Origin of the sequence: Amycolatopsis sp. WAC 04169 (assembly GCF_003947535.1) — a bacterium.
GTDB classification, from domain to species: domain Bacteria; phylum Actinomycetota; class Actinomycetes; order Mycobacteriales; family Pseudonocardiaceae; genus Amycolatopsis; species Amycolatopsis keratiniphila.
In genome coordinates this window covers 187,391-200,862 of record NZ_QHJI01000006.1, presented here as the reverse complement: position 1 = coordinate 200,862, position 13,472 = coordinate 187,391, and the positions used below count along the sequence as shown (strand labels likewise).

Genomic DNA, 13,472 nt, shown 5'->3' with positions numbered 1-13,472 from the left:
ACCCTAAAGGGGATCAAGGACAGTTACGGTCCTCAATGGGCCGATCGTCGTCCGGGGATCCATAATCCCGGCCATGGAACTACCGCCGCCGGTGATCCGGGACTGGGACTACCCGCGCGGCACGGCGAGCATCGTGCTCATGGCCCGCTTCGCCGCCGAGAACGGCGTCGAGGGCCTGGAGTCCTACGAGTACGCCCCCGTGGACGGCCAGGTCGACGCGCGTCAGGAACTCGCAGTGGTCCGGGCCCTGGTCCGCGCGCTCGGCGGGGAGGACGCGATCGCGCTCCGGCTGAGCAGGCGATACCGCGTCAGCGCGTTCGGCATCTTCGGGTTCGCGTGCATCAGCAGCCCGACGCTGGGGGACGCGATGCGCTTCGCTCTGCGCTACCTGGACCTGAGCTTCACCTTCTGCATCCCGCACGTGACCGTCGAGGCGGGACGGCTCGCGCTCGCCATGGACGACAGCCGCGTGCCCAGTGACGTCGCCCGCTTCCTGCTGCTGCGCGACCTCGGCGCCATCCACACCGTCATGCGCGACATCCTGCCGGACATCTCCTTGCGCTCCCTGGCCTTCCGGCACGACAAACCCTCCACTGTGGACGAATACGTGCGGACCTTCGGGCTGGCGCCGTCGTTCTCGGCGCCGTCGCACGTCGCCACCCTGGACCCGCTCCTCCTCGACAAACCGCTGCCGCAGGCCAACGACCAGACCGTCGCGGTGTGCGCCGCGCAATGCGACCTGCTGGTGTCGCGGAAACGGGAGCGGTCCGGGATCGCCCAGCAGGTGCGGGAAAGACTGGTGCGGCTCGGCGGGGTCGACGCCGGTATGGAGGAGGTCGCGCGGCAGCTCGCGGTGAGTCCGCGCACGCTGCGGCGACGGCTGTTCGAGGCCGGGACCGGCTACCGGGCCCTGCTCGACGAGGTCCGCCAGGCGCTGGCGGAGGAGATGCTGGACACCGGCGCTCTCACCGTGGAGGACGTCGCCCTGCGGCTGGGCTACGCGGAGGCGTCGAGCTTCATCTACGCCTTCAAACGCTGGAAGGGGATGACGCCGGCGGCCTACGCCCGGCGGAACGCGTTGCGAGCACGGCCGGGTAGGTGACCCGCAGCAGGTGCAGGATCGACTCGGTGAGGAACACCCGCAGCTCCTCCCGGCCGAGCGTGCCGCGGATCAGCCATTCGCGTGACGCCGCGCGCAGCATCCCGCCGTACGACCGGATCATCGCGCGGAGTTCTTCGCGACCCTCGGTGACGTCGCTCATCAAGGCGGCGGCGAGCACGCGATCGGCGGCGATCTCGTCACCCTCCAGCATGATCCGCTCGATCTCCGGGTCGCGGCCCACCGCCTCCGGCCCGATCGCCGTCAGCCAGGCCTGCTCGTTGCGCTCGACGACCTCGATCCAGTGCCGGACGCTGATCGCCAGCCGCTCTTCGGCGGTCGTTTCCGGCAGGTTCTCGATCACCGGCGCCGGGACGATCATCATCTGCCGGACGACTTCCAGGTACAGCTCGCGTTTGCCGCCGAAGTAGTGGTTGATCAGCGGCCGGGCCACTCCGGCGGCCTTCGCGATGTCCGAGGTCGAAACCGAGGCGTACGTGCCCTCGCCGAACAGCCGCCGGGCCGCGGTCAGGATCTCGGCGCGCCGGGCGGCCGGTTCGAGGCGGCGCCGCCTGGCCTCCGGATCGGTGCTCATGGGCCGAGCGTAACCGTTTCAAAGGGAGCTTTGGATGGGCTACCGGACTCGCAGAACATCGTCTCGCCGCTGTTCACCGCATACAGCGCAGCGTTGATCCGGCGATGGAGGGTCGGCTTCACCAACCGGCCAGCCTCCCTCGGTGAGCACAGCCTCACAGACCGGATCTCAGGGTCTGTCGACTCGATAGCGCATGCTTCTTCTTCGGTGATCAAACCGCCGTCGAACACGAAGGCCAAGCCCTCCGGCATGACTCCTTGTGTGGGGACGTGGTCGACGACCAGCAACGCGCCTAGAGACCGGGTGATGCCCAGCTCTTCGTGGAGCTCGCGGGCCGCTGTCGCCCACGGCGTTTCCTCCGCCTCGACCGCGCCTCCGGGGATCTCCCACTCAGGTTTGTACGTGGTCTCCACCAGCAGCACTCGCGATCGGTCATCGCGGAGCAGTACTCCGGCAGCCGTGCGCTTCCGGTTGAGAGAGGCCGCGTATTCACCGAAGGGCAGAAGTTCCACGATTTCGCAGGCTACCGCTCGTGCGGCCGGGAACCCCGGTCGGTGCTCATGGGCCGAGCGTAACCGTTTCACGTGACCGCCTGCCGTTACTCATTCGGAACAACCCGCTGGTAACCCCTGGGGCCCGCACGGCGACGTTCGGGGCGGGGGGACCGGGTGTCATGGGTAGGGACGAATGACCAGTGCTGAACGCGATCCGGTTCGCCGCGCCGGGCGGTGGGTCAGTGTGCGGCTGCAGCATCGTGACGTCCGCATCCAAGGTGACACCGGGGAGGAAAGCGTCTCCTACGCGGGGATCGTGATCACGAGTTTCGAGAACGGCGCCGAGGTCTGCGAGCGCTGGATCCCGCTCGGGGTGGATCCGTCGGAGGCCGACGACGAACAGCTCATCCAGCAGCTGCGCGACGCGCTGGTCTGGCAGGCGCGGCGGCCGCCGAAGGCCGCGGGGGAGTAGCCGCGGCTCGCGGGAAGGTTCCCAATGTCGCATTTGAGTCGCTCAGCGTCCCTAATGCGACATTGGGAACCTTGGCCGACGAACAAGGCTGGCGCAGCAAAGGCGTGACACGCGTGATTGAAGGCGGAACGGCTCCAATCACGCGAGTCGCGGCCCCAATCACGCGTGTTACGGCTATTGGGTCCGCAGGCCGTCGAAGGCGATCTTGCACACCGCGTCCGCCAGTTCGGTCCCGGCGGAACCACGACGCGGCCGGTACCACTCGATCAGCGAGTTCACCATGCCGTACAGCAGGCGCGCGGTGACGGCGGGATCGATGTCCGGCCGCACGTCGCCCTCGGTTTCGGCCTGTTTCACCAGTTCCGTGACCAGCCGGTCGAATTCGCGCCGCCGCGCGAGCGCCGCCCGTTCGATTTTGGTGTTGCCGCGCACCCGCAGCAGCAGGGTCACGAACGGCAGCTGCTCGACCAGCACGAGGACACTGCCCCGCACCAGATGCTCCAGCTTTTCGATCGCCTTGCCCTCGAAGGATTCCGTCTCGGCGGCGACGGCGAACAGGCCGTTCAGCGCGCGGTCGACGGCGAGCCGCAGCAGCTCCTCCTTGCTCGGCACGTGGTGGTAGATCGCGGATTTCGTGATGCCGAGCTTGCGGGAGAGGTCCTCCATGCTGGTGCCGTCGTAGCCGCGCTCGTTGAACAGCTTCACCGCGACCAGCAGCAGCGACTCGAGGTCGTAGCCGGGGCGCCCCCGGCGGGCGGGGGTGCTCAACCGCGGTCCCGTTCGTCGAGGACGCGGCGCATCTTGCCCAGCGAGCGTTCCAGCGTGTCCGGATCGACGACCTCGACGCCGACGCTCACGCCGACCCCGTCCTTCACCCCGGCGATCAGCCGGGCGGCGGCCTCGGCGCGCTGTTCGGTGGTCGCGTCCGGACGCGCTTCGACGCGGACGGTCAGGTGGTCCATCCGGCCCTTCGTCGACCGGATGAGCTGGAAATGCGGCGCGAGCGCGGGGGTCACCAGCACGACTTCCTCGATCTGCGTGGGGAAGACGTTGACGCCACGCAGGATGATCATGTCATCGCTACGCCCGGTCACCTTCTCCATCCGCCGGTACGCCGGCCGCGCGGTGCCCGGCAGCAGCCGGGTCAGGTCGCGCGTGCGGTACCGGATGATCGGCAGCGCCTGCTTGGTGAGCGAGGTGAACAGCAGCTCACCCTCGGCGTCGGTCGGTTTTTCGGTGAACGGGTCGATCACCTCGGGGAAGAAGTGGTCCTCCCAGATGTGCAGCCCGTCCTTCGTCTCGACGCATTCCTGCGCGACGCCGGGGCCCATCACCTCGGACAGGCCGTAGATGTCGACCGCGTCGATGCCGACGCGTTCCTCGATCTCCGTGCGCATCTGCTCGGTCCACGGCTCAGCGCCGAAGATGCCGACCTTGAGCGAGCTCGTCTGCGGGTCGATGCCCTGCCGCTCGAACTCGTCGAGCAGCGTCAGCATGTACGACGGGGTGACCATGATGATCTCGGGCTTGAAATCGGTGATGATCTGCACCTGCCGCGCGGTCATGCCGCCGGACGCCGGGATCACCGTGCAGCCGAGCTTTTCGGCGCCGTAATGCGCGCCGAGCCCGCCGGTGAACAGGCCGTATCCGTAGGCGACGTGGACCTTGTCGCCCGGCCGCCCGCCCGCGGCCCGGATCGAGCGCGCCATCACCGTCGCCCAGGTGTCGATGTCTTCGGACGTGTAGCCGACGACGGTCGGTTTCCCGGTGGTGCCGCTGGACGCGTGGATGCGGCTGACCTGCGACTCCGGCACGGCGAACATGCCGAACGGGTAGTTGTCGCGCAGATCCTGCTTGGTGGTGAAGGGGAACTTCGCCAGATCTTCCAGCGCCTTGCAGTCGTCCGGGTGAACGCCCGCTTCGTCGAACTTCCGCGTGTAGAAGGGCACGTTGTCGTACGCGTGCCGCAGCGTCCACTGGAGGCGTTTCAGTTGCAGCGCCTGGAGTTCGTCGATGGTGAGGTTCTCGGCTTCGTCGCTGAAAGTCATCGTCACGCCTTCTGGATGGTGCGGCTGCGGCCGCGGAATTCGGCGACGACCTCCGGCCCGTCGGGGGTCTCCCGGTGCACGGTGACGTCGTAGATGCCGTTGCGGCCGTAGCGGGTCCGCTCGGTGGCGGTGGCGATGAGATGGTCGCCGAGTTTGCCCGCCGCGACGAAGGAGATCTCCGCGCCGGACGCGACGGTCACCGGGCCGTGGCTGTTGCAGGCGCAGGCGAAGGTCGTGTCGGCCAGCAGGAAGACGTAGCCGCCGTGGGCGATGTCGTGGCCGTTGACCATCGTCTCGGTGATCCGCATGGTGGCGACGGCGTGGCCTTCGGCGGCCTCGATCAGCTCGATGCCCAGCGCCTTCGACGCCTGGTCGTCGGCGAACATCGTGTGCGCGGCGTTGCTAGTCAAGCCTGACCACCTAGTTACTGACCGAATGGACGGTTGGTGAAGGGTGCCGCAAGTAAAGGCGCGCTTTCGGGCAGATGTCAAGGGTCCACCGCCGTCGGGGGGGTTTGCAAGACCCCGGTCAGGAGCTACAGTGAATTACTGAACGGACGGTCTGTAAATCCACCATGAAGGGTCGCCCCATGGCTTTGCTGCGCAGCTACGTCTCCGGCGGATGGCACACGGCGGACAACGACGGCGTACCGCTGCACGACGCCTCCACCGGTGAAGAGGTCGCCCGGGTCTCGTCCGAGGGCATCGACTTCGCCGCCGCGCTGGACCACGGGCGTCGCGTCGGCGGCCCCGCGCTGCGCGAGCTGACCTTCCACCAGCGTGCCGCGCTGCTGAAGGCGCTGGCCTCCCACCTGCGCGAACACCGCGAGGAGCTGTACGCGCTCTCCGCGCGCACGGGTGCGACCAAGGGCGACTCGATGGTCGACATCGACGGCGGCATCGGCGTCCTGTTCGCCTACTCCAGCAAGGGCAAGCGCGAACTGCCGAACGACACCGTCTACGTCGACGGCAACGTCGAGCCGCTCAGCAAGGGCGGCACCTTCGTCGCCCAGCACATCGCCGTCCCGCTGCGCGGCGTCGCCGTGCAGATCAACGCGTTCAACTTCCCCGTCTGGGGTCCGCTGGAGAAGTTCGCGCCCGCGTTCCTCGCCGGCGTGCCGAGCCTGATCAAGCCGGCCAGCCAGACCGCGTACCTCACCGCGCGGCTGGTCGAGATCATCATCGAATCCGGCATCCTGCCCGAGGGCACGCTGCAGTTCGTCGCGGGCAGCGTCGGCGACCTGCTCGACCACGTCACCGCGCAGGACCTCGTCTCGTTCACCGGCTCCGCGTCGACCGCGCAGAAGCTGCGCGCGCACCCCGCGATCGTGCGCAACTCCGTCCGGTTCAACGCCGAGGCCGACTCGCTCAACCTGTCGATCCTCGGCCCGGACGCCAAACCCGGCACCACCGAGTTCGATCTCTACGTCAAGCAGCTGACCACCGAGATGACGGTCAAGGCGGGCCAGAAGTGCACCGCCATCCGCCGCGCGTTCGTCCCCGCCGACCTGCTGGACGACGTCGCCGCGGCCGCGAGCGCACGGCTGGCGAAGACCACCGTCGGCAACCCGACCGCCGAAGGCGTCCGAATGGGTGCCCTGGCCAGCCTGGAGCAGCGCGAGGAGGTCCGGCGGTCGCTCAAGGCGCTGCTGGACGTCGGCACGGTCGTCTTCGGCGACCCGGAGCAGGTCGAGGTCGTCGGCGCCGACGCCGAGCGTGGCGCGTTCATCTCGCCGGTGCTGCTGAAGGCCGACCCGGAGCGCTCCGAGCCGCATGAGGTCGAGGCGTTCGGCCCGGTGTCGACGCTGTTGCCCTACACCTCCACCGAGCAGGTCATCGAGCTCGCCGCCCGCGGCGGCGGCAGCCTCGTGGGTTCCGTCGTTTCCGCCGACAAGGAGTTCGTGCGCGAGGTCGTCCTCGGGGTCGCGCCGTTCCACGGCCGCCTGCTGGTGCTCGACGCCGAAGACGCCAAGGAGTCCACCGGTCACGGTTCCCCGATGCCGCAGCTGGTGCACGGTGGCCCCGGCCGCGCCGGTGGCGGTGAGGAGATGGGCGGCGTCCGCGGCGTGCTGCACCACATGCAGCGCACGGCGGTCCAGGGTTCGCCCGCCGCCCTGAGCACGGTCACCGGCCGCTGGGTCGCGGGTGCGCCGCGTACCGAAGGCGACGTCCACCCGTTCCGGAAGTCCTTGGCGGAGCTCAAGATCGGCGACTCCGTGGTCGCCGGTCCGCGCACCGTCACCCAGGAGGACGTCGACCACTTCGCCGAGTTCACCGGCGACACCTTCTACGCCCACACCGATCCCGAGGCCGCGGCGGCGAACCCGCTGTTCGGCGGGATCGTGGCGCACGGGTACCTCGTGGTCTCGTTCGCCGCCGGTCTGTTCGTCTCGCCGGAGCCCGGCCCGGTGCTGGCGAACTACGGCCTGGAGAACCTGCGGTTCCTCACCCCGGTCAAGGTCGGCGACTCGCTGACGGTGACCTTGACCGCCAAGCAGATCACCCCGCGCATCGACCAGGAGTACGGCGAGGTCCGCTGGGACGCCGACGTCACCAACGCCGACGGCGACTCGGTCGCCAAGTACGACGTGCTCACCCTGGTGGCGAAGGAGCAGTCATGACCGCGACGTTGCCGGAAGAAGACCTCGAACGGCATTTCGAGGCGACCATCGAGCGCGATCAGCGCATCGAACCGCGCGACTGGGTGCCCGAGGGCTACCGCAAGACGATGATCCGGCAGATCGCGCAGCACGCGCATTCGGAGATCATCGGCATGCAGCCCGAGGGCAACTGGATCACCCGCGCGCCTTCCCTGCGGCGCAAGGCGATCCTGCTCGCCAAGGTGCAGGACGAGGCCGGGCACGGGCTGTACCTGTACTCCGCGGCGGCCACGCTCGGCGCCGATCGCGCGGATCTGACCGACAAGCTGATCAACGGCAAGCAGAAGTACTCGTCGATCTTCAACTATCCGACGCTGACCTTCGCCGACGTCGGCGTGATCGGCTGGCTGGTGGACGGCGCGGCGATCTGCAACCAGGTCCCGTTGTGCCGCAGCTCGTACGGGCCGTACGCGCGCGCCATGATCCGCATCTGCAAGGAGGAGTCCTTCCACCAGCGGCAGGGCTACGAACTGCTGATGACCATGATGCGCGGCACCGAGAAGCAGCGCGAGATGGTGCAGGAGGCGGTGAACCGCTGGTGGTGGCCGTCGCTGATGATGTTCGGCCCGCCGGACGCGGATTCGCCGAACACCGCGCAGTCGATGGCGTGGAAGGTCAAGCGGCACACTAACGACGAGCTGCGCCAGCGCTTTGTCGACATGTCCATTCCGCAGGCCGAGGCGCTGGGGGTCACCTTCCCGGACCCGGACCTGAAGTGGAACGCCGAACGCGGGCACTACGACTTCGGCGCCGTCGACTGGGACGAGTTCAAGAACGTGTTGAAGGGCAACGGCCCCTGCAACGCCCAGCGCATCGCGCACCGGCGGCGGGCCCAGGAAGACGGCGCGTGGGTGCGGGAAGCCGCCTCGGCGCACGCAGCGAAGAAGGGTTCGCGATGAAACACGACTGGCCGTTGTACGAGGTGTTCGTCCGGGGCAAGCGCGGGCTGAACCACGTGCACGTGGGTTCGCTGCACGCGGCGGACGACGACATGGCGTTGCACCACGCGCGGGATCTGTACACCCGCCGCAACGAGGGCGTGTCGATCTGGGTCGTGCGCGCGAGCGCCATCACGGCGTCCTCGCCGGACGAGAAGGACCCGTTCTTCGCGCCCAGCGGCGACAAGGTGTACCGGCACCCGACGTTCTACGAAATCCCCGACAACGTTCCCCACATCTGACATGAGCTTCGACAACGCCTACGAGGCGATCACCGAGGAGAACGACTCCCGCTGGGCCTTCGGCACCGGGTTCGAGGATCCGCTGTCCGGTGTGGACACCACGGTTCCGTCCGGTGTGGACAGTGCGCGGCTGGCGGCCTACTGCCTGATGCTCGGCGACGACGCGCTGATCTTCTCGCACCGGCTGCAGGAGTGGTGCACGAACGCGCCCGAACTCGAGGACGAGGTCGCGATCGCGAACATCGCGCTCGACCTGCTCGGGCAGGCCCGGCTGCTGCTGGCCCGCGCGGGCAAGGCCGACGGCAGTGAGCGTTCGGAGGATTCGTACGCCTTCTTCCGCAGCGAGCAGGAATACCGCAACGTCCGCCTCGCCGAACTCGAAGGCGGGCACTTCGGGCATCTGATCGCGCGGCTGCTGGTGTTCTCGATCTGGCGCCTCGCGCTGCTCCAGCGTTTGCAGTCCTCTGTGGACCCCGTGCTGGCGGCCATCGCGGTCAAGGGTGTCAAGGAAGTCGCGTACCACCGCGACTACGCCGCCCAGTGGGCCGTGCGCCTCGGCGACGGTACCGAGCTGTCCCACGCGCGGATGCAGGAAGGTCTCGACGCCGTCTGGCCGTACGTGGACGAGCTTTTCGCGGCGCACGAAGTCGAGTTCGTCGAGTCGCCGTCGCTGCGGCCGGAGTTCGACGCGATCCTGGACCAGGTGCTGGCCGTCGCGACGCTGAAGCGTCCCGAAATCGGTGCCATCGCCGGGGTTTCGGGCCGGATGGGCCGCGACGGCGTGCACACCGAGCGGATGGGCTACCTGCTGGCGACGCTGCAGAGTGTCGCCAGGGAACATCCGGACGCGACATGGTGACCGCGTACGCCGTGGCGGCCACGGTCACCGACCCGGAACTGCCGATGCTCACCCTCGCCGACCTCGGCGTGCTGCGTGAAGTGTCCGAAGAGGATGGCCGGGTGGTCGTCGCGATCACCCCGACCTACACCGGCTGCCCGGCGATGGACACCATGCGCGACGACCTCGTGCACGCGCTGACCGGCGCGGGCTACGGCGAGGTCGAGGTCCGCACGGTGCTCCAGCCGGCGTGGTCCACCGATTGGATCACCGAGGACGGCAAACGGAAACTGGCCGAAGCAGGGATCGCGCCGCCGGGAGCCGCGCCGCGGCGGACCGGGCCGATCCCGCTCACGCTGAGCCCGCCGGTGTCGTCGGTCCGCTGCCCGAACTGCGGTTCCGCGGACACCGAGGAACAGTCCCGGTTCAGCGCGACCGCGTGCAAAGCCTTGCGCCGCTGCCGGTTCTGCCTCGAACCGTTCGAACACGTCAAGGAGATCTAGCGTGACCGCAACCCTGCGCCACACGGGATTCCACGCCCTGAAGGTGGCGGACGTCCAGCGCCTGTGCGACGACGCCGTCGCGGTGACCTTCGACGTGCCCGAAGACCTCGCGGACACCTTCCGCTTCAAGGCGGGCCAGTCGCTGACCCTGCGCCGGGAGATCGACGGCCGCGACGAACGCCGCTCGTACTCGATCTGCGCGCCCGCCGGCGCGGCGCCGCGGGTCGGTGTCCGCGAGGTGCCGGGCGGGCTGTTCTCGTCGTGGCTCGTGCACGACGTGAAACCCGGCGACGAGATCGAGGTCGCGCCGCCGACCGGCAGCTTCAGCCCCGATCTGGAAGCCGCCGGGCATCATGTGCTGATCGCGGCCGGATCCGGGATCACGCCGGTGTTGTCGATCGCGTCCTCGCTGCTCGGCGACTCCGACGCGACGGTGACCGTGCTCTACGGCAACCGCCGCACGGACACCGTCATGTTCGCCGACGACCTCGCGGATCTGAAGGACCGCTACCCCGCGCGGCTGGAACTCGTCCACGTGCTCTCCCGTGAGCCGCGCGAGGCCGAACTGTTCACCGGGCGGCTCGATGCGGAGAAGCTGCGGCGCCTGTGCAGCGTGCTGATCCCGGTCGAGGACGTCGCGCACTGGTGGCTGTGCGGGCCGTTCGAGATGGTGACCGGTGCGCAGGAACTCCTGCGCTCGCTGGACGTCCCCGACGGGCGGGTGCATCAGGAACTGTTCTATGTGGACACTCCGCCGGAGCCGGTGCACCACGTCGACCCGGCCGTCGTGGGTGCGTCAAGCGAGGTCACGCTGGTCCTCGACGGCCGGTCGACGACGATGACGCTGCCGCGCGGCACCTCGGTGCTCGACGGCGCGCAGAAGTTCCGTCCGGATCTGCCGTTCGCCTGCAAGGGCGGTGTGTGCGGCACCTGCCGGGCGAAGATCTGCGACGGCAAGGTGGACATGCGGCGCAACTTCGCGCTGGAGAAGGCCGAGGTCGACGCCGGTTTCGTGCTCACCTGCCAGTCGGTGCCCGTCTCCGATGCCGTCACCGTGGACTTCGACGCCTGACCGCCTGCATTTCGTCCTCTGAATGCGGTACTTGCGCGTGCAAGTACCGCATTCAGAGGACTAATTGCCTTGTGATGCCGATGTCGTCGAGGAACGGCCGGTCGTGGCTCGCCACGATCAGCGTGCCCCGGTAGGCCAGCAGCGCCTCGGTGAGCCGCCGCACGCTCGCCAGGTCGAGGTTGTTCGTCGGCTCGTCGAGCAGCAGCAGCCGGGGCGTCGGTTCGGTCAGCAGCAACGTCGCCAGCGCGGCCCGGAACCGTTCCCCGCCGGACAGCGACGCCACCTCGCGGTCGGCCGCCTTGCCCCGGAACAGGAATCGCGCGAGCCTCGCGCGGATCTCGTTGTCCGTGAGCGATGGCGCGACGAGCCGCACGTTGTCCACAATGGACAGCGTGTCGTCCAGTACGTCGATCCGCTGGGGGAGGAGCCTCGCGGGGACGAACAGCCCCACCTCGCCCGACTTCGGCGGCAGCTCGCCGGTGATCGTCCGCAGCAGGGTGGTCTTCCCCGAACCGTTCGGGCCGACGAGCGCGATCCGCTCTGGGCCCATGACGTGCAGGTCCACCGCTGGTCCGAATCGGGGCACGGCGTCGATCCGGAGCACGTCCGTGCCGCGTGCCACGGTCGTTTCCGGCAGTTCGACGCGGATCTCGGCGTCCTCCCGCACCAGTTCCTCGGCGGCCTTCAGCGCCTCGACGGCGCCTTCCAGCCGGTCGGTGTGCAGGTTCCGGTACTTGCCCGCGGCGATCTGCGCGTCCTCCTGGCGTTTGCGCATCCGTACCTTGGGCTCGCGTTTCCGGTCCCACATCTGCTGGCCGTAGCGGGCGCGCCGGGCGAGTTTGATCCCGGCCTCGACCAGCTCCCGCTTCTGCCGTTTGACGTCCGACTCCGCCGCGCGCACGTGCCGCCGCGCGGCCTCCTGAGCGACCTCGACGGCGTGTTCGTAGGCCGCGAGGTTGCCGCCGTACAGGGTGACCTCGTGGTCGCGGACCTCGGCGATCCGGTCGACCAGCCGGAGCAGTTCGCGATCGTGTGAGACGACCACGAGGAGCCCTCCCCAGCCCGCGACCTCGCGGTGCACGAGTTCACGCGCCCGCAGGTCGAGGTTGTTCGTGGGCTCGTCGAGCAGCAACGCCGCGGGACGGCGCAGCAGCAGAGCGGCCAGCCCGAGCAGCGTGAGCTCGCCGCCGGACAGCTCTCCCGCCCGCCGGTCCAGGCGGACGGCACCCAGGCCGAGCCGGTCGAGGATCGCGCGGATGCGTTCCTCGACGTCCCAGTTGTCGCCGATGGTGGCGAAGTGCTCTTCGGTGGCGGAACCGTCCTCGACGGCCCTGATCGCCGCGCGGATCGCGGTGACGCCGAGGACGTCGTCGACGCGGCGTTCCGTGTCGAGGACGAGGTTCTGCGGCAGGTAGCCGAGCTCACCCGGTGTGGTGATGGAACCGGTGGTGGGCCGCAGCTCGCCGGCGAGCAGCCTGAGCAGCGTGGACTTGCCGGATCCGTTGGTGCCGACCAGGCCGGTGCGGCCGGTGCCGAGGGTGAGCGAAAGGCGCTCGAACGCCGGTGCGCCGTCGGGCCAGGTGTAGGTGACGTCGGAAAGCGTCAAGGAAGAAGACATGAGACTCCCTGCGAAGGAGGTGGATGGGGGCGCAGGTTCGTCTCAGAAGATCACCGTGGCAGGTTACCTCGTGGGTGGTCGTGTGGCGATCGATTTTTGCGGAGCTTGAGCGGGCATCTGGTCTGCGGCGTTCGGCCGTCGGGAGGATGTTCCGACGCGGCATCGTTGCCGTCCGCTGGAGGTTCTGGATCATGGACTGGTGCCATCGTCGGCGGGATTTCTTAGGGAGCTGCCTGGATTCAGGTGTCTTGTATTGCCGGATTATGGCGACGGCGCGGGTGCGTTGACGTCGGTGTCGTGACTTCGGGTCGAGTTGTGGGCCCTGCTGGTCGTCGCCGAATTCCGGCAACGGCGCTGGTGCGTCGATCCGACGTGACAACGGGCCGCTCCGTGGGCAGTCGTTGCCGAATCTCGGCGACGGTGCGGGCTTCGATCACGGGGCGGTTCCTGGCTCAGCGCGTAACTGTCGCCGAATTCCGGCGGCAGCGTTGGTGTCGCTCTTGGGCGCGTGGCTTCGGGTGGTGCTCTGGGGCTCGCGGGCAGTCGTTGCCGAATTCCGGCGACGGTGCGGGCCTCGATCACGGGACGGCCCCCGGCTCCCGCAGCCAGTCGTCGCCGAATTTCGGCAACGGCGCTAGTGTCGATCTTGGCCATGTGGTTTCGGGTGGTTCCCCGGCTCCCATGGTCAACCGTTGCCGAATTTCGGCAAACAGCGCAAGCCCCGATCAAGGGCCGGTCCCCGCACGCAGCCGTCGCCGAAACCCGGCAACGGTTGCGGGCGACCCCGGCGCAACATCGGGCCAGCCCAGCCATCGCCGATTCCCGGCAACAACCGACCGGCCACAACCCCACCCCCAAGACACGGTCCGTCACCTCGACGGCCAGCGAGGGGCA

The 13,472-nt window shown here is 68.7% G+C and carries 14 protein-coding genes; 8 read left to right on the top strand and 6 right to left on the bottom strand.

Translation table 11 applies throughout. The features are described 5' to 3' along the window. Window positions 1-73 precede the first annotated feature (73 nt). Window positions 74-1,102, top strand: coding sequence for an AraC family transcriptional regulator (locus DMC61_RS17120; RefSeq protein WP_125690110.1), 1,029 nt, complete (start codon window positions 74-76; stop codon window positions 1,100-1,102). On the opposite strand, the gene DMC61_RS17115 is transcribed toward DMC61_RS17120, so the two are convergent. Further along, window positions 1,029-1,694 carry a TetR/AcrR family transcriptional regulator gene (locus DMC61_RS17115; RefSeq protein WP_038517900.1) on the bottom strand — a complete coding sequence of 222 codons (666 nt, stop codon included), beginning with the start codon at window positions 1,692-1,694 and terminating at the stop codon, window positions 1,029-1,031. The genes DMC61_RS17120 and DMC61_RS17115 overlap by 74 nt on opposite strands. Further along, a complete protein-coding gene (locus DMC61_RS17110) occupies window positions 1,691-2,206 on the bottom strand; it encodes an NUDIX hydrolase (RefSeq protein ID WP_125690109.1) in 516 nt (171 codons plus the stop codon). The genes DMC61_RS17115 and DMC61_RS17110 overlap by 4 nt, the downstream gene beginning before the upstream one ends. A 175-nt stretch (window positions 2,207-2,381) precedes the next feature. Here DMC61_RS17110 and DMC61_RS17105 point away from each other — a divergent pair, with 175 nt between their 5' ends. Next, window positions 2,382-2,660: a hypothetical protein gene (locus tag DMC61_RS17105; protein WP_125690108.1), complete on the top strand. Its 279-nt coding sequence runs from the start codon at window positions 2,382-2,384 to the stop codon at window positions 2,658-2,660. A gap of 174 nt (window positions 2,661-2,834) precedes the next feature. On the opposite strand, the gene DMC61_RS17100 is transcribed toward DMC61_RS17105, so the two are convergent. The 3 genes from DMC61_RS17100 to paaI are packed head-to-tail and all read right to left on the bottom strand — an operon-like array spanning window position 2,835 to window position 5,094. Next, window positions 2,835-3,428, bottom strand: a complete 594-nt coding sequence (locus DMC61_RS17100) for a TetR/AcrR family transcriptional regulator (RefSeq protein WP_125690107.1) — start codon at window positions 3,426-3,428, stop codon at window positions 2,835-2,837. Next, window positions 3,425-4,708, bottom strand: a complete 1,284-nt coding sequence (gene paaK, locus DMC61_RS17095) for a phenylacetate--CoA ligase PaaK (RefSeq protein WP_125690106.1) — start codon at window positions 4,706-4,708, stop codon at window positions 3,425-3,427. The genes DMC61_RS17100 and paaK overlap by 4 nt, the downstream gene beginning before the upstream one ends. Window positions 4,709-4,710: 2 nt before the next feature. After that, a complete protein-coding gene (gene paaI / locus DMC61_RS17090; protein ID WP_016332039.1) occupies window positions 4,711-5,094 on the bottom strand; it encodes a hydroxyphenylacetyl-CoA thioesterase PaaI in 384 nt (127 codons plus the stop codon). A 203-nt stretch (window positions 5,095-5,297) separates the two neighbouring features. Here paaI and paaZ point away from each other — a divergent pair, with 203 nt between their 5' ends. From paaZ to paaE, 6 genes are read left to right on the top strand one after another with little or no spacing between them, the layout of a single operon-like run. Next, entirely contained in the window at window positions 5,298-7,328 is a 2,031-nt protein-coding gene (paaZ, locus tag DMC61_RS17085; RefSeq protein WP_125690105.1) for a phenylacetic acid degradation bifunctional protein PaaZ, read from the top strand. After that, the gene (gene paaA, locus DMC61_RS17080) at window positions 7,325-8,266 is read left to right on the top strand and encodes a 1,2-phenylacetyl-CoA epoxidase subunit PaaA (RefSeq protein ID WP_016332041.1); all 942 of its coding nucleotides are present in this window, start codon (window positions 7,325-7,327) and stop codon (window positions 8,264-8,266) included. Before paaZ ends, paaA begins: the two co-directional genes overlap by 4 nt. After that, entirely contained in the window at window positions 8,263-8,547 is a 285-nt protein-coding gene (gene paaB, locus DMC61_RS17075) for a 1,2-phenylacetyl-CoA epoxidase subunit PaaB (protein WP_016332042.1), read from the top strand. The genes paaA and paaB overlap by 4 nt, the downstream gene beginning before the upstream one ends. Window position 8,548: 1 nt before the next feature. Further along, window positions 8,549-9,406 (top strand): 1,2-phenylacetyl-CoA epoxidase subunit PaaC, encoded by an 858-nt coding sequence (gene paaC, locus DMC61_RS17070; protein ID WP_125690104.1) that lies wholly within the window; start codon window positions 8,549-8,551, stop codon window positions 9,404-9,406. Next, window positions 9,400-9,888, top strand: coding sequence for a 1,2-phenylacetyl-CoA epoxidase subunit PaaD (gene paaD, locus DMC61_RS17065; protein ID WP_016332044.1), 489 nt, complete (start codon window positions 9,400-9,402; stop codon window positions 9,886-9,888). The genes paaC and paaD overlap by 7 nt, the downstream gene beginning before the upstream one ends. A 1-nt stretch (window position 9,889) precedes the next feature. Then, window positions 9,890-10,960 (top strand): 1,2-phenylacetyl-CoA epoxidase subunit PaaE, encoded by a 1,071-nt coding sequence (gene paaE, locus DMC61_RS17060; protein WP_125690103.1) that lies wholly within the window; start codon window positions 9,890-9,892, stop codon window positions 10,958-10,960. Between the two features lie 52 nt (window positions 10,961-11,012). Here the strand turns inward: paaE and DMC61_RS17055 are convergent, their stop codons facing one another. Then, complete coding sequence (locus DMC61_RS17055; RefSeq protein ID WP_199750017.1) at window positions 11,013-12,578, bottom strand: ABC-F family ATP-binding cassette domain-containing protein; 1,566 nt, start codon at window positions 12,576-12,578, stop codon at window positions 11,013-11,015. Window positions 12,579-13,472: the final 894 nt, after the last annotated feature.